The following is a 14,334-nucleotide window of genomic DNA, read 5'->3' as shown; positions in this document are numbered from 1 at the left end:
GGATTGCGTAACGAAGAAGAAAAGAAGATGGGCATGAGACGGCACTATCATCGCCCGATTTTGTAGGACAGCGACCTTTTAAAATGCCGGGACGGAGCAAGGTGCGTGAGGTTGCGCCTCAGCCCACGCGCGTCCAGTCCATGAACCAGCTGTCGTCCCACGTCTTGCCGCCGTCGCGCGAGGTGCCCTGGAACCAGCGGCAGCTTTTCGGCGTGATCCGGTCCCAAACGCCGCGATAGAGTTCGGGGCCCTTTTCACCCTCGCCCTCGGACAGGAAGGTGCCCGCGCCGCCCTCTAACACGCCGAGCTGGCCGGGCACCGTAACGACTCCAGACTTGGCGTTCACCCAATGATCGGACCAGATCTTCTTTTCGACGTCGAGCAGGCGGAGCCCCATGCCCGAAAAGCCGCGCGCCGGGATACGCAATTCCTCGACGCTGACAATGCCGCCGAGGATGCCGATAACGGTCGCCTCGCCGGGGAACTCGATCCACTTTTCACCCTCGCGGAATTTGTTGTGGATACGCCACTCGCCAGTGAGGAAATCGAAATCGCCGGGCTTGCCGACGGGCGCGGGATTGATCGCGGCGGATGCGGCGGCGGGAAGGATATTGGACATAAGGGCTCCTGCACTAAGGGCGATGATGGTGCGGCGGTCGAGATCGGTCATGGGTTGCTCCCTTGGTGACCGGACCTTGCTAGACCCGCTATCCTGACATTCTCTGTCAGCTATTTTCTGCTACAGCGAAAAAATGCGCGCGAGCCGCCTCCTCTCGATCCTCATCCTGTTGCAGTTGCGCCAGCGGCTGACGGCGGCCGATCTTGCGGCCGAGTTCGAGGTGTCCGAACGCACCATCTATCGCGACATCGACGCGCTATCGGCCGCGGGGGTGCCGGTGTACGGCGACCGCGGCCCGGGCGGCGGGTTCCAGCTACTCGACGGCTATCGCACGCGGCTGACGGGACTGTCGGCGGACGAGGCCGAGGTCGCGACGATGATCGGCCTGCCCGGCCCCGCCGCCGAGCTGGGGTTTGGTGCCGCGACGAGCGCGGCTCGCGGCAAGCTGCTCGCCGCAATTCCGGGCGGCGGCGGCGCGATCGCCGACCGGATGGCGGCGCGCTTTCACCTCGATCCTGTCAATTGGTACCGGAGCCGCGAAAGCCTGCCCGCGCTGCCGACGATTGCGCGTGCGGTGTTCGACCAGCGCGTGCTCACGATGCAGTATGAAAGCTGGCAGGGGCTGCGCGACTGGACGGTCGAACCGCTCGGCCTCGTGCTCAAGGGCGGCACTTGGTATCTCGCGGCGCGCGGCGCGGGGAAAATACGCGTCTTTCGCGTCTCGAACATTCGTGATCCCAAAGCAAGCGCGGCTACATTCGAATGGCCGCCGGATTTCCACCTGCCGATATGGTGGCAGGACGAACAGGCGCGTTTCGAGGCCGAGCTTTTCGCAACGCGCGCAACCGTCCGCGCGTCGGCCGAAGGCCGCAAGCGGCTGGCGCAACAATCGCCGCGGGGCGCCGATGCCGTTGCGGCGGCCGGACCGCCCGACGAACATGATTGGCGCGAAATGAAGTTGATGGTCGAGGATAGCGACCATGGTGCGCGCGAGATGATCGCGCTCGGTGCGGAGATCGAGGTGATTGCGCCCGACAGCTTCCGCCGTCGCATCGGTGCGCTCGCTCGCGACATCGCGGCGCGTCATACCTGACTGGATTTGCCGCCACGGCGCGCTAATCTCTCGAACCGGGAGGACGTCATGAGCAAGGACGATATCAAGACCAAGCCGACCGAGATCAGTGTCGCCGATTTCATCGCCGCGGTACCCGAGGAACGCCGCCGCGAGGAGGCCGCGGTGATCGATGCAATGCACCGCCGCGTGACTGGTCTAGAACCCAAGATGTGGGGCCCATCGATCATCGGCTATGGCAGCTATGACTATCTTTATGACAGCGGCCGGTCGGGGACGATGTGCCGCGCAGGCTTCTCCCCGCGCAAGGCCGCGATGACGCTCTATCTGATGGGCCATTATTGCGACCGTCAGCCCGAGGCCGATGCGCTGCTCGAACAGCTTGGCAAATACAAGAACGGCAAGTCCTGCCTCTACATCAACAAACTCGCCGACATCGACCTCGACATTCTTGAACAGCTGGTCGTGCTGAGCTGGGAGGTCATGAACGAGCGCTATCCGACCTGAAGGCCGTCAGGGCAGTACCTCGCGCAAATCCTTCAGGCTGCGCACGGGCCGCGGCGGGCCGATATCGCCCCATATCCTGACGCTGGCGACGACCAGGAACAGGCTGAAGCCGCCGGTGACGCCGAGAAAGATGAAATCCATTCCCTCCATCGGCCCGCGCGTCATTTGCAGCGTGTCCCAAGCGGCATAGGCGATGAACGCCGCCGCCAAGACCATGAAGATCGAATAGAAGATCGTTTCCCATCGTTGCAGCCCGCGCTCGACGCGGTCGAAACGGCCCACCCGCTTCATCGCACGGGCGAGTTCGAGGATGAGTTCGCCGTAAATGATCTTGCCGAACGAGGTCGGCGCCAACACCAGCTTGGGTTCGCCAGCGCGCCAGATCAGGCAGCGATAGGAATCGGCCCAGCGAAACTTCCCCTGATCGACGCTCGCGCGGATATAGTCGATGTCGGCCAGCGGAATTTCCAAGCGTCCACGGCGTGAGCCAGTCAGGATCAACGCGGGCGCGGCGCCGTCCACGATTTCGGCTTGAATCCGCAAACCCTTCAGCCCGGCGCGGCGCATCGTCCAACCATTACGCAACTCGTACCGGTCGATCCGGGTGAGTTCCTCCTCTTCGGTCATCGACGCCCTCCCCGCACCCTTCCCGGGCACCTCACGCGCTCAGCTTGCGTCCCTGTCGATATAATCCCGTTCGGCTCCAGCGATATAATCGCGCGTCAGCGGCAGCGCGTGGCGGCTGCGCGCGAACTGGATCTGGTAATTGCCCATGCCGCCGCTTTCGAATGCCGCAGTCGCGCCAGCGAGGTAGAAGCACCACATGCGGAAGAAGCGCGTCCCCATCATCGCGACGATCTCCGCCTCATGCGCCAGCGTGCGCGCATACCATTCGCGCAAGGTCAGCGCGTAATGCAGCCGCAGCGTCTCGACATCGGTGACGATCAGCCGGCTCTTCTCGCTCGCCGCCACCGTCTCGCTGAGCGCGGGAATATAGCCACCGGGAAAGATATATTTGCGCGTGAAAGCGTCGGTCGACCCCGGCCGGCCGAAGCGCCCGATCGTGTGGAGGAGCATCACGCCGTCGGCGGTCATCAGATTGGCGGCGGCGCGGAAAAAGATGTCGAAATTGGGCGCGCCGACATGTTCGAACATGCCTACGGAAACGATGCGGTCGAAACGCCCGGGCGCGCGCACGGCGAGGTCGCGATAGTCGATGAGCTCGAATGTCACGCGATCGGCGACCCCGGCCGCCTCGGCGCGCTGGCGGGCGAGCGCGAGCTGCTCTTCGGACAGAGTGATGCCCAGAACCTCGACCTGTTCGAGCTTCGCGAGGGTGATCGCCATCCCGCCCCAGCCGCAGCCGATATCGAGCACGCGCTGCCCCGGCTTCAACGCCAACTTCGCGGCGATATGCGCCTTTTTCGCGACCTGCGCTTCCTCCAGCGTCATGTCGGGCCGCGACCAATAGGCGCAGCTATATTGCATGTCGTCGTCGAGGAAGAGGCGGTAGAGGTCGTTGCCGATGTCGTAGTGATGCTTGACGTTCGCGCGCGACTGGCGCTGGCGATTGACCGAGCCGATCCGCGTCTTGACCCACTCCACGCGTTTGCCGAGCCACGTCTTGTCCTTGAGCGTCGCGCCACGGTCCCACGGCGTGTTCATCCGGATCAGGCCGACGAGGTCCATGATGTCGCCCTGGGTCAGTTCCATCTCGCCATCCATGAACGCCTCGGCGGCACCGATGCGCGGGTCGAGGATGATGCGGCGCATGCCCCGGCGATTGGTGAAGCGGATCGTGATGTTCGGGTAACCGGGCGCCGGCTCGCCAAATTCCTCGCGCGTGCCATCGGGCGCGACGACGATCAGCCGCCCCTGACGAATGACCCGGGAGAGAAACGGACGCAGGATAGACATATTTTATCGACCGAACATCTGCACCGCAAAAAGGTTCCGGTCAAATTCCGGCATACCATTCATAATCGATGCGATCCTCCCAATAACCGCCCTTGCCCGCGCCGATGTCATCGAGGCTCGCGACCGCCTCGATCGCGTTCACATATTTGGCATGCTTGTAGCCGAGTTGCCGCTCGATACGCAGCCGCAGCGGCGCACCGTTGGCGATCGGCAATAGCGCGCCATTGAGCGCCCACGCCATGATCGTCTGCGGATGCAGCGCGTCGACCATGTCGCAGCTTTCATAATAGAGCGCATCGCCGAGCCGGTCGGCGCAGCGGAACACGATGTAACGCGCGCTGTCGCATACTCCCGCCGCGGCAAGGATGCGCGCCAGCGGAACGCCGGTCCATTGCCCGATCGCGCTCCAGCCCTCGACACAATCATGGCGCGTGATCTGCGTGCGTTGCGGCATCGCGCGAATGTCGGCCATCGACAGCGACAACGGCTTCGCGACAAGGCCGCTCACCTTGATACGCCAGTTGGCAAAGCCGCTCGCCACATGCGCGGCATAGGCGGCACCTGCGGGCAGGCGCGTGCCGTTGGGGCGGAAATAGGGTGACAGGTCGGCGCGGGTGAATTCGCGCGCGAGCGCATTGCGGTCGATCAGCGCGCGCTGGCTCGCGCGGTTCATCTCCTCGCCCATCGACAAGATCTTGCGCACCGCGGGCGCGTCGTTGATCGCATCGCATCCGGCGAGTAGCGGCAGCGCGCCTGCTGCGGCGACGAGCCCGCCAGCTCGGGCGATGAGCTGGCGCCTTGGCAGCATGATCTCGCTCATGCGTCCTCCTCGCGCTCAGGCGGCAGGCGGAACCAGCCGGTGACCATCGAGCGCACCTCGTTGACCGGCCCCGCCAGCAGCACCATCGCGATATGGACGAGGAAGAAGAGGGCAAGCGCCCAAGCGGTGATGAAATGGATCGATCGCGCCGATTGCCGGCCGCCAAAGACATCGAGCAGCCACGGCCACGCCGCGTTCATGCCGGGTGACATCGTCAGGCCCGTCGCGATCATCAACGGCAGCGCCACGAAAATCACGCCGATGTAGCTGAGCTTTTGCAGGATGCCGTATCGTGCCGCCGCTTGCCCACGCGGAAGGCGCAGCCGCGCATGCTCTTTCACATCGTGCCAGATATGGCGCGGCGACCATTCGGCGCGGCGGACGTGCAGATCCTTGCGCAAGTGCCCACCGACCAGCGTCCAGAGCATGTAGAGCGTCAAGCCGATCGACAGGATCCACGCGAAGAGCAAATGCCAGCGCCGCCCGTCGGCAAGGCTGTAGCTGGTCGGGATCGTCGCCCAGCCCGGAAAGGCCCAAGTCTTTTCCGTGCCCTCGGCATCGGTCCAGCGGCCGAGCACGCCCGTCGTATCGACGCGATAATCGCCGATACGCAAATAGCCGCTGTCGGGCGTCGAACCGATCACCAGCCAGGCGCGGTCGAAATTCGCGCCATAGTCGCCCCAATAGAGCCGCGGATGCGCGTTGAAGATCATCAGCCCGCTCATCAGCAGGATGAGCAGGGTTACGGCATTGGTCCAATGCCAGATGCGCGTCGGCAGCCGATGGCGATAGACGCGCACCGGCGCCGGCTGGGGGGGAGCGACGGGAGTTTCAGCCTCGGCCATGGTCCCGGTTCGCTCCTTTGGCTCAATTGGTTACGCGACGGCCTTCGCGGCATATTCCTCACGATAGCGGGTGCGCAAGCTGACCTTGTCGATCTTTTCGCTGCCGAGCTTGGGCAGCGCGTCGTTCGACATCCATATCTGGCACGGCACCTTGTACGGCGCGAGCCGCGCACTGAGGAACGCGACCAGATCGTCGGCGGTCACGCTGCTGCCCGGCTTCGTCCACACGACCGCACCGACGCATTCGCCGAGGCGCTCGTCAGGCAGACCGAAGACCGCGCATTCATTGACCTCGGCATGTTCGTAGATCGCCGCCTCGACTTCCTGGCAGCTGATATTTTCGCCGCCGCGGATGATGATGTCCTTCTTGCGGTCGACGATGAACAGATAGCCGTCCTCGTCGAGATAGCCGAGGTCACCCGACCGGAAATAGCCATTGGCAAAGAAGGCCGCCTTGGTCGCGGCTTCATTGTTCCAATAGCCCTCGAAATTGCATACCGAGCGAATGCAGACCTCGCCCACCCCGCCCTGCGGTACCGGCTCGCCATTGTCGTCGAGGATCGCAAGGTCGACGAGCGGTTTCGACGCGGGGCCGGTCGACATCGGCTTCGCGACATAATTTTCGTTGATGATGCCGCAGCCGACAGCATTGGTTTCGGTAAGGCCATATCCAAGCAAGGGTTTCGCCTCGCCCATCTCCGTCGCAAGCCGCCGCACATGCTCGGGCGGGCGCGGGGCGCCGCCGCCGGCGTAGCTCTTGCACGTCGACAGGTCGTAATTCTTGCGGTTCGGGCTTGTGAGGATTTCATAGCTCATCAGCGGGACGCCGACGAAATAATTGCACTTCTCGTCCTGGATCAGCCGCATCGCCTCGTCGGCGTTCCACTTGGGCATCAGCACAAGTTTGCGGCCCAGCGCGAAGCTCTGCAGGAACACCGGAATTTCGGCGGTGACGTGGAACAAGGGCGTACAGATCAGGGTCGCGGGCTGGATGTCCGACATCTGCCCGTCCTCGGTCAGCAGGTGGACGATGCTCGCGGTCTGGGTGACATAGTTGAAGATCGCCTGCACCACCGCCTCGTGGCGCGAATAGGCGCCCTTCGACTGCCCCGTCGAGCCCGAGGTGAAGAGGATCGTCGCGAGATCCTGCCCCGTCAGCGTCGGCAGCACCGTCGCCGCGCTACCGCCCGCGCCGGTGATCGGTGCGATCGCAAGATCGATCGGCTGGGTCAGGTCGAGCGTGACGACCGTCGCGCCATGCTCGATCCCCTCGAGGCGCGCCGCGCGCTGGACGTCGGCGATGACGAGCTTCGCCTCGCTGTCGAGAATGCCTGCGGCAAGTTCGCCGCCCTGCCACCAACCGTTGAGCAAAGTGGCGCAGCCGCCCGCCATCAGGATGCCGATATAGGCGACGCACCACGCATTGGCGTTGCGCATCGCAAGCCCGACGCGGTCGCCGCGCTGCACGCCATGCCCCTCGACCAGTCCCGCCGCGACCTGCCGCGCTGCCATGTAGACCTGCTTGAACGAGAGCCGCTCGTCGCCTTCGACAAGGAAGGTCGCGTCGCCATGCTGCGCAGCAAAAAAGGCAACATAATCCGACAGGTTCGTTGGTGCTGTGGTGATGAAGGGAAGCTGGTGGCCGAAGCGTTCGACGGACCCGAGCTGGATCGGTCCGCCCGGACCGGTGATCAGATTATAGGCGGCTTCCAGGCGCAAATCGAGCGCAGATGGCATCTTTCATCTCTCCTCTTGGTCTCGCTCGCCGAACCCCTTATGGGGAGGCCTCTCCTGGGGAAGGACAGCGCGACTATATGTTTCTTTTTGCAACCTTAGCCGAAGCAACGCAATATGTGAACTTCCACGATCTGATGGGAGAGAATAGCGAGATCGCGTTCAGCGTCTTCGGCCTGCCGATCCGCTGGTACGCGCTTGCCTATCTCGCCGGGATTTTCGTCGGTTACTGGTATCTCTTGAAGCTGATCGCGCAGCCCGGCGCGCCGATGGCGCGGCGCCATGCCGACGACATGATCTTTTATGCGATGCTCGGGATCATCCTCGGCGGCCGGCTCGGCTATGTGCTCTTCTACAACCTCGGAAACTATATCGAAAAGCCGCTCGAGATCTTCAAATTATGGGATGGCGGCATGTCACTGCACGGTGGGGTGATCGGCGTGCTGATCGCGATCTGGTATGTGACGCGCAAGGAAAAACTCAGTTTCCTGCGCTTCTGCGACTATGTCGCGTGCGTCGTTCCGTTCGGCCTTTTCTTCGGCCGCCTCGCCAATTTCGTGAATGGCGAGCTGTGGGGCCGCGCGACAACCGTGCCATGGGCGATCATCTTTCCGGGCAGCGGCACGATGGACCCGCGCCACCCGAGCCAGCTTTATGAAGCCGGTCTCGAAGGAATCGTGATGATGGCGATCCTCGCCTTCCTCTTCTGGCGCACCGATGCGCGCTACAAGCCCGGCTTCCTGTTCGGCATGGCGGCGATCATCTATGGCCTCAGCCGCTTTGCGGTCGAGTTTGTGCGCGAGCCCGATGTGCAGCTCGGCACGCTGTCGTGGGGCCTCACCATGGGCCAGACGCTGACCCTTCCGATGCTGATTGGCGGTATCTGGCTCGTCGCCACCGCGAAAGGCCGCCGCAAGCGGATCGAGCCGGTGGCCGGACTCGACAGCGTTGCGTGACGGCCCGCCGACCCCGGAGGAATTGATAAGCGAAATCGCGGGCGCACGGCCGACAACGATCGCCGACTATATGGCGGCGGCGAACGGCCATTATTATGCGACGCGCGATCCGCTCGGCGCCGCGGGCGATTTTACCACCGCGCCCGAAATCAGCCAGATGTTCGGCGAGATGGTCGGCGTCTGGATCGCCGACCTCTGGTCGCGGGCGGGCAGCCCGGCGTTTCGCTATGTCGAGCTCGGCCCCGGCCGCGGGACTCTCGCGGCCGACGCGCTGCGGGTGATGGCGCGTTTCGGCTGTACGCCGGCCGGCATCGATCTGGTCGAGACGAGCCCGACGCTACGCGCAGCACAGATCGCGCGTCTGCCAGCAGCCGAGCATCATGATGAGGTCGACGCCCTGCCCGATGATGCGCCGGTGATCATCGTCGCAAACGAGTTTTTCGACGCGCTGCCGATCCACCAATATGTCCGCGTCGCCGATGGCTGGCGCGAGCGGATGGTTGAGCGGCGCGATGGCGTCCTGACGCCGGTCGCGGGCGACATTCCGGCCGACGACGCCATACCTGCCTCGCTGCGCAGCGAGCCCGGGGGTGCGATCGTCGAAACGACGCCCGTCTCGGCCGCGATCATGCAGCGCCTTGCCTTCCGGCTTGCGCGGCAAGGCGGCGCGATGCTCGCGATCGACTATGGCTATGCCGGGCCCGCCGCGGGTGACACGTTGCAGGCGGTGAAGGCGCACCGCTTTGTCGATCCCTTCACCGATCCGGGCGAGGTCGACCTGACCGCGCATGTCGACTTCACCGCGCTCGCTGTGGCGGCGCAAAATGCGGGGATGTCCGTGAGCCCGCTCGCGACGCAGGGCGACTGGCTGCGGCGGCTCGGCATCGACGCGCGTTGCCGGTCGCTCGCCACCGCTGCACCCGCGCGCGCCGAGGAATTGAAGGGCCAGCGTGACCGGCTGGTCGAGCCGCGCGCGATGGGCGATTTGTTCAAGGTGATGGCCTTCACGGCACCGGGTTGGCCAGCGCCCGCAGGATTTACAGGAGACGCCGCATGACCGCCATCGAAGTGGCAAAGACTGGAGACGCCGAAGCGATCGCCGCCTTTGCCAACGGGTCGTTCACCCACACCTTCGGCCATATCTATAACCCCGCCGATCTCTCGACCTTTCTCGCCGGCTGGAACCCGCCCGACCGGGTGCGCGCACAGATCGCGAGCGACGACCATGACATCGCGCTCGTCCGCGGTGCGGCGGGCGAGATCCTCGGCTATATCAAGATGGGCCCGGTCGATTTCGACCTGCCCGAGGAGCAGCCGACGGGCGACGCCGTCGAGCTACATCAGCTCTATGTCGCCGAAGCCGCCAAGGGCACCGGCGTCGCGGTCGCGCTGATGGAATGGGGCATCGCCTGGGCGCGCGAGCGCGCGTCGATCCTCTACCTCACCGTCTTCACCGAGAATGACCGCGCGCAGGCATTCTATCGTCGCTACGGTTTCTATGACGTCGGCCGCAACGAATTCCGCGTCGGCAATCATATCGACGAGGACCGCTTTTTCAGGCTCGACCTGTGACTGCCCCCTTTGTCACCGCCGCCCCGCTGGACGGCGTCGCGCACGGATTTTTCGGCCGCCGCGGCGGGACGTCGACGGGCGAACTCGCTTCGCTCAATTGTGGCCTCGGCTCGGGCGACGATCCGGCGCTGATCGCCGAGAACCGCCAGCGCGTCGCCGACGCGGCGCTGCCGGGGGCGACGCTGACCGGGCTCTATCAGGTTCACGGCAACCGCTGCATCATCGTCGATGGCGAAACCGACCTCGCCGCGCGGCCCGAGGCCGACGCGCTCGCGACGCGCACCCCCGGCATATTGCTCGGCATATTGACCGCCGACTGCGTCCCGGTGCTGTTCGCCGACCGCGAGGCCGGGGTCGTCGGCGCAGCGCATGCGGGGTGGAAGGGCGCGATTGCCGGGGTCACCGACGCAACGCTCGCCGCGATGGAAAGCCTCGGCGCCAACCGCGCCAATATCGCCGTCGCAATCGGCCCGTGCATCGCGCGCGCCTCCTATGAAGTCGACGAAGCTTTCGTCGCTCGTTTCGTCGCGGACGATCCAGCGAACGAACGCTTCTTCGCCGCCGGCAAGCCCGGCCATGCAATGTTCGACATCGCCGCCTATGTCGCCGCGCGGCTTGCCGCGGCAGGCGTCACGCGAATTGCCATCGGCGGACAGGACACCTATGCCGAGGCCGAGGATTATTTCAGTTATCGCCGCGCGTGCCATAAAGGGGAAAACACCTATGGCCGCCAGCTATCGGTGATCGGACTGGCGGGAGGATAAGAGGCAAGATGACGCGCACGCGCTGGTTGGGATTGATCGGCGGGCTCGTCGTCTTTGCTATCATGCTCCTGGCTCCCGCGCCCGCGGGCATGGAGCCCACGGCGTGGCACGTCGCGGCGCTGACCGTGCTGATGGCGATATGGTGGATGACCGAGGCGCTGCCGCTGACTGTCACCGCGCTCCTGCCTTTCCTGACCGTGCCGGCCTTTGGCGTCATGGACGCCAATGCGATCGCGAAGGAATATTATTCGCCGATCCTCTTCCTGATCCTTGGCGGCGCCTTCCTCGCGCTCGCGATCGAGCGCGTCGGGCTGCACCGACGGCTGGCGCTCGCATTGCTCAAGCGCGCATCGCCGACCGCATCGGGCCTGCTCTTCGCCTTCATGGCGGCAACCGCGCTGCTCAGCATGTTCATCTCGAACACGTCGACCGCGCTGATCATGATCCCGATCGCGCTCGCGGTCGTCCGCGCGGGCGGGGTGCAGGAGGGCGAGACCGATGGGTTCGCGGGGGCCGTGATGATGGGCATCGCCTTTGCCGCGTCGCTCGGCGGGCTCGGCACGCTCGTCGGCAGCCCCACCAATGCCATTGCGGCGGGGCTCATCGAAAAGGCGCTCGACCTCCGCATCTCCTTCCTCGACTGGGCGATCTACGGCGTGCCGATCGTGCTGCTGTCCGTTCCGATCGCGATGTGGATTCTCGCGCGCGTCCAGCGGCTTGCCAACCATCCTTTCGACGGAACGGCGGCTGCCGCAGCGCTCGGCAATCAGGCCATCTGGTCGACCGCCGAACGCCGCGTCGTCCCGATCTTCCTGCTCGTCCTCGTCGCGTGGATCGCGCAGCCCTGGCTCGAACCGATGCTGCCCAAGGGTGCGCTGACCGACGGCACGATCGCGGTCGCCGGCAGCCTGCTCCTCTTCATCCTGCCCGACGGCACCGGTCGCCCGCTGCTGCTCTGGAAGGAGGCGGATCGCGCGCCATGGGGCGTTATCATGATGTTCGGCGGCGGGCTCGCGCTTGCCGCCGCGATCACCGCGAGCGGGCTGGCCGCATGGCTTGGCGCGGTGCTGGCGCCGCTCGGCAGCGTGCCGACGATCCTGCTCGCCGCGACCATCGTCGCGCTCACCATCCTGATCACCGAATTTGCCAGCAACGTCGCGACCGCGAGCGGGATCATGCCCGTTCTCGCCGCGCTGATCGCCGCGACCGGGGTTGACCCCGTCCTGCTCGCGCTTCCCGTCGCAATGGCGGCAAGCTGGGGCTTCATGCTCCCGTCGGGCACCGGCCCCAATGCGCTCGCATGGGCGACAGGCCACATCGCCTTGCCACGCATATTGAAGGCGGGTCTCGCGCTCGACATCATCGGCGTCCCCCTGCTGATCGGGGTGATCTGGGCCATCGCAACGCTGGGTTGAGCCGCGCAATATAGTTTCAAACGAAACTTCGGGCGCTATAAGGGCAGCAACACTCAAGGAGCATCCCCCATGGCCATGCGCGGCAAACCCAAGACGAACACGAAGAAAATCGGCGATCGCGACCTCAGCCCCGCCACGCTGATGATGGGACTCGGCTATGACCCGATGCTCTCCGAAGGCTCGCTGAAGCCGCCGATCTTCCTGACCTCGACTTTCGCCTTCGAAAGCGCGGCGGCGGGCAAGCGCTTCTTCGAACATATCACCGGCAAGCGCGAAGGCCCGGCCGATGGCCTCGTCTATTCGCGTTTCAACGGCCCGAACCAGGAAATCCTCGAAGACCGCCTCGCGGTCTGGGACGGCGCCGACGACAGCCTCGTCTTCTCCAGCGGCATGTCTGCCATCGCGACTTTGCTCCTCGCGCTTGTCGGCCAGAACGACGTGATCGTCCATTCGGGCCCGCTCTACGCCGCGACCGAGACGCTGATCGCGCGCATCCTGTCGCGCTTCGGCGTCAGCTTCGTCGACTTCCCCGCCGGTGCAACGCGCGAGGAAATCGACGCGATCCTCGCCCGCGCGCAGACGCTGGCCGACGAAAAGGGCGGCAAGGTCGCGCTCGTCTATCTCGAAAGCCCCGCGAACCCGACCAACGCGCTGGTCGATGTCGAGGCCGTCCGCGCCGCGCGCGACGCCGCCTTCCCCGGCGAGCAGCAGCCGCCGATCGCGATCGACAACACCTTCCTCGGCCCGCTGTGGCAAAAACCCATCCGCCAGGGCGCCGAACTCGTCGTCTACAGCCTCACCAAATATGCCGGCGGCCATTCGGACCTCGTCGCGGGCGGCGTCTCGGGCGACCAGAAGCTGCTCAACATCATCCGCCCGATGCGCAATACGATCGGCACGATCTGCGACCCCAATACCGCGTGGATGCTGCTGCGCAGCCTCGAAACGCTGGAACTGCGCATGAGCCGCGCGGGCGAAAATGCGCTGAAGGTCTGCACCTTCCTTCGCGATCATCCGAAGGTCGAGGGGCTCGGCTACCTCGGTTTCATTAAGGACGCGCGGCAGAAGGATATCTATGATCGCCATTGCACGGGCGCCGGATCGACCTTCTCGCTCTTCATCAAGGGCGGCGAGGAAGAGAGTTTCCGTTTCCTCGATGCGCTCAAGATCGCGAAGCTGGCGGTCAGCCTCGGCGGCACCGAAACACTCGCGAGCCATCCCGCCGCGATGACGCACCTGTCGGTTCCCGAAGAGCGCAAGAAGGCGCTTGGCATCACCGACAATCTGGTGCGCGTGTCGATCGGCATCGAAGACCCCGACGATCTGATCGCCGACTTCGCGCAGGCGCTCGACGCGGTCTAACGACCGCGCCGCGCGCGCCAGTCGACAACCTGCCAGCCCATTTGCGGCGCAAGCAGTTTCAGCTTGCGCGACGGCGTCGTTGCGACCGCCTCGTCGGCGAAATGCAGCATCGGGTGGTCGGATACATGGTCCGAATAGGCACGGACATGCGTTACCTCGCGCGTGATTTCGTTTGCGGCGAGCCAGTCCGAAATGCGCGCGAACTTCGCTTCGCCATAGCAATTGTCGCCCGCGAGCCGCGCGTGGATATGGTCGGCGCCATCGGATTCATCGAGCCGCGTCGCGAGCACGTCGTCGATCCCCAGCCGCCGCGCGATTGCATCGACATAAAGATGGAACGATGCGGTCGCGAGCAATAGCCGGTATCCCGCCTCGCGATCGGCAGCGATCTGGTCCAGCGCTGCGGGGTGCAGCCCGCGCGCGACGACCTTGTCGGCATAGCTCTCGGCCAGCGGCGCGATTTCGGTGCGGCGAAACCGCTTGCCAACGAGCAGCCTGAGGTTGATCGCCTTCAATCGCGAGCGGTCGATCAGGCGCAGCGAATAGGCCGCGCCCGCGAGCCCGACGAGCGGCAACAGCAACAGCCGCCATTGCTGACGCCGCTGCGCAACATGAATCAGGAACCCGCTGTAAGTCCCTGAACGCGTTATCGTCCGGTCCATGTCGTACATCGCGACGCGGTGTGCATAGTCGGGGATCGGCGTGGCGAGCGGGTCTTCCATCCCTCACCCATAGTGTGACCCCGCATGGG

15 protein-coding genes are annotated in these 14,334 nt (G+C 64.9%); 8 read left to right on the top strand and 7 right to left on the bottom strand.

Annotated elements, in window-relative coordinates; genetic code table 11:
• Nucleotides 1–118: 118 nt before the first annotated feature.
• On the bottom strand, nt 119–670 hold the full coding sequence (locus tag GGC65_RS18590; RefSeq protein ID WP_192648511.1) for a hypothetical protein: 552 nt from the start codon (nt 668–670) through the stop codon (nt 119–121).
• 82 nt (nt 671–752) lie between these two features.
• Between GGC65_RS18590 and GGC65_RS18585 the strand changes: the two genes are divergently transcribed.
• Together GGC65_RS18585 and GGC65_RS18580 are read left to right on the top strand one after the other, a co-directional pair.
• The gene (locus GGC65_RS18585; protein ID WP_192648510.1) at nt 753–1,712 is read left to right on the top strand and encodes a helix-turn-helix transcriptional regulator; all 960 of its coding nucleotides are present in this window, start codon (nt 753–755) and stop codon (nt 1,710–1,712) included.
• 48 nt (nt 1,713–1,760) lie between these two features.
• Nucleotides 1,761–2,198: a DUF1801 domain-containing protein gene (locus GGC65_RS18580; RefSeq protein WP_192648509.1), complete on the top strand. Its 438-nt coding sequence runs from the start codon at nt 1,761–1,763 to the stop codon at nt 2,196–2,198.
• 6 nt (nt 2,199–2,204) lie between these two features.
• Here the strand turns inward: GGC65_RS18580 and GGC65_RS18575 are convergent, their stop codons facing one another.
• Genes GGC65_RS18575 through GGC65_RS18555 form a run of 5 tightly spaced genes read right to left on the bottom strand, consistent with a single transcriptional unit; the run spans nt 2,205 to nt 7,517 of the window.
• Nucleotides 2,205–2,825 carry a hypothetical protein gene (locus tag GGC65_RS18575; RefSeq protein WP_192648508.1) on the bottom strand — a complete coding sequence of 207 codons (621 nt, stop codon included), beginning with the start codon at nt 2,823–2,825 and terminating at the stop codon, nt 2,205–2,207.
• A gap of 39 nt (nt 2,826–2,864) precedes the next feature.
• Complete coding sequence (locus GGC65_RS18570) at nt 2,865–4,115, bottom strand: SAM-dependent methyltransferase (RefSeq protein ID WP_192648507.1); 1,251 nt, start codon at nt 4,113–4,115, stop codon at nt 2,865–2,867.
• Between the two features lie 40 nt (nt 4,116–4,155).
• On the bottom strand, nt 4,156–4,935 hold the full coding sequence (locus GGC65_RS18565; protein ID WP_192648506.1) for a molybdopterin-dependent oxidoreductase: 780 nt from the start codon (nt 4,933–4,935) through the stop codon (nt 4,156–4,158).
• The gene (locus GGC65_RS18560; protein ID WP_192648505.1) at nt 4,932–5,780 is read right to left on the bottom strand and encodes a cytochrome b/b6 domain-containing protein; all 849 of its coding nucleotides are present in this window, start codon (nt 5,778–5,780) and stop codon (nt 4,932–4,934) included. The genes GGC65_RS18565 and GGC65_RS18560 overlap by 4 nt, the downstream gene beginning before the upstream one ends.
• A gap of 30 nt (nt 5,781–5,810) precedes the next feature.
• Nucleotides 5,811–7,517: a class I adenylate-forming enzyme family protein gene (locus GGC65_RS18555; protein WP_192648504.1), complete on the bottom strand. Its 1,707-nt coding sequence runs from the start codon at nt 7,515–7,517 to the stop codon at nt 5,811–5,813.
• A gap of 77 nt (nt 7,518–7,594) precedes the next feature.
• Between GGC65_RS18555 and lgt the strand changes: the two genes are divergently transcribed.
• The 6 genes from lgt (at nt 7,595) to GGC65_RS18525 (ending at nt 13,583) form a co-directional block, all read left to right on the top strand.
• On the top strand, nt 7,595–8,470 hold the full coding sequence (lgt, locus tag GGC65_RS18550; protein ID WP_192648503.1) for a prolipoprotein diacylglyceryl transferase: 876 nt from the start codon (nt 7,595–7,597) through the stop codon (nt 8,468–8,470).
• Nucleotides 8,471–8,495: 25 nt separating this feature from the next.
• Nucleotides 8,496–9,527: a class I SAM-dependent methyltransferase gene (locus GGC65_RS18545; protein ID WP_413052756.1), complete on the top strand. Its 1,032-nt coding sequence runs from the start codon at nt 8,496–8,498 to the stop codon at nt 9,525–9,527.
• Nucleotides 9,524–10,042 (top strand): GNAT family N-acetyltransferase, encoded by a 519-nt coding sequence (locus GGC65_RS18540; protein WP_192648502.1) that lies wholly within the window; start codon nt 9,524–9,526, stop codon nt 10,040–10,042. Before GGC65_RS18545 ends, GGC65_RS18540 begins: the two co-directional genes overlap by 4 nt.
• Entirely contained in the window at nt 10,039–10,806 is a 768-nt protein-coding gene (gene pgeF / locus GGC65_RS18535; protein WP_192648501.1) for a peptidoglycan editing factor PgeF, read from the top strand. Before GGC65_RS18540 ends, pgeF begins: the two co-directional genes overlap by 4 nt.
• 8 nt (nt 10,807–10,814) lie before the next feature.
• Nucleotides 10,815–12,221, top strand: coding sequence for an SLC13 family permease (locus GGC65_RS18530; protein ID WP_192648500.1), 1,407 nt, complete (start codon nt 10,815–10,817; stop codon nt 12,219–12,221).
• Nucleotides 12,222–12,290: 69 nt separating this feature from the next.
• Complete coding sequence (locus tag GGC65_RS18525; RefSeq protein ID WP_192648499.1) at nt 12,291–13,583, top strand: cystathionine gamma-synthase family protein; 1,293 nt, start codon at nt 12,291–12,293, stop codon at nt 13,581–13,583.
• Here GGC65_RS18525 and GGC65_RS18520 read toward each other — a convergent pair.
• The gene (locus GGC65_RS18520) at nt 13,580–14,305 is read right to left on the bottom strand and encodes an HAD family hydrolase (RefSeq protein ID WP_192648498.1); all 726 of its coding nucleotides are present in this window, start codon (nt 14,303–14,305) and stop codon (nt 13,580–13,582) included. The two genes, GGC65_RS18525 and GGC65_RS18520, sit on opposite strands and share 4 nt — an antisense overlap.
• Between the last annotated feature and the right edge of the window lie 29 nt (nt 14,306–14,334).

The sequence above is a fragment of the Sphingopyxis sp. OAS728 genome (assembly GCF_014873485.1).
Taxonomy (GTDB): Bacteria; Pseudomonadota; Alphaproteobacteria; order Sphingomonadales; family Sphingomonadaceae; genus Sphingopyxis.
This window is presented reverse-complemented; position numbering and strand designations above follow the sequence as displayed.

Coding starts and splice junctions, on each gene's coding strand:
- GGC65_RS18590 (WP_192648511.1), bottom strand. CDS start 670: ATGACCGATCTCGACCGCCGCACCATCATCGCCCTTAGTGCAGGAGCC.
- GGC65_RS18585 (WP_192648510.1), top strand. CDS start 753: ATGCGCGCGAGCCGCCTCCTCTCGATCCTCATCCTGTTGCAGTTGCGC.
- GGC65_RS18580 (WP_192648509.1), top strand. CDS start 1,761: ATGAGCAAGGACGATATCAAGACCAAGCCGACCGAGATCAGTGTCGCC.
- GGC65_RS18575 (WP_192648508.1), bottom strand. CDS start 2,825: ATGACCGAAGAGGAGGAACTCACCCGGATCGACCGGTACGAGTTGCGT.
- GGC65_RS18570 (WP_192648507.1), bottom strand. CDS start 4,115: ATGTCTATCCTGCGTCCGTTTCTCTCCCGGGTCATTCGTCAGGGGCGG.
- GGC65_RS18565 (WP_192648506.1), bottom strand. CDS start 4,935: ATGAGCGAGATCATGCTGCCAAGGCGCCAGCTCATCGCCCGAGCTGGC.
- GGC65_RS18560 (WP_192648505.1), bottom strand. CDS start 5,780: ATGGCCGAGGCTGAAACTCCCGTCGCTCCCCCCCAGCCGGCGCCGGTG.
- GGC65_RS18555 (WP_192648504.1), bottom strand. CDS start 7,517: ATGCCATCTGCGCTCGATTTGCGCCTGGAAGCCGCCTATAATCTGATC.
- lgt (WP_192648503.1), top strand. CDS start 7,595: ATGTTTCTTTTTGCAACCTTAGCCGAAGCAACGCAATATGTGAACTTC.
- GGC65_RS18540 (WP_192648502.1), top strand. CDS start 9,524: ATGACCGCCATCGAAGTGGCAAAGACTGGAGACGCCGAAGCGATCGCC.
- GGC65_RS18530 (WP_192648500.1), top strand. CDS start 10,815: ATGACGCGCACGCGCTGGTTGGGATTGATCGGCGGGCTCGTCGTCTTT.
- GGC65_RS18525 (WP_192648499.1), top strand. CDS start 12,291: ATGGCCATGCGCGGCAAACCCAAGACGAACACGAAGAAAATCGGCGAT.
- GGC65_RS18520 (WP_192648498.1), bottom strand. CDS start 14,305: ATGGAAGACCCGCTCGCCACGCCGATCCCCGACTATGCACACCGCGTC.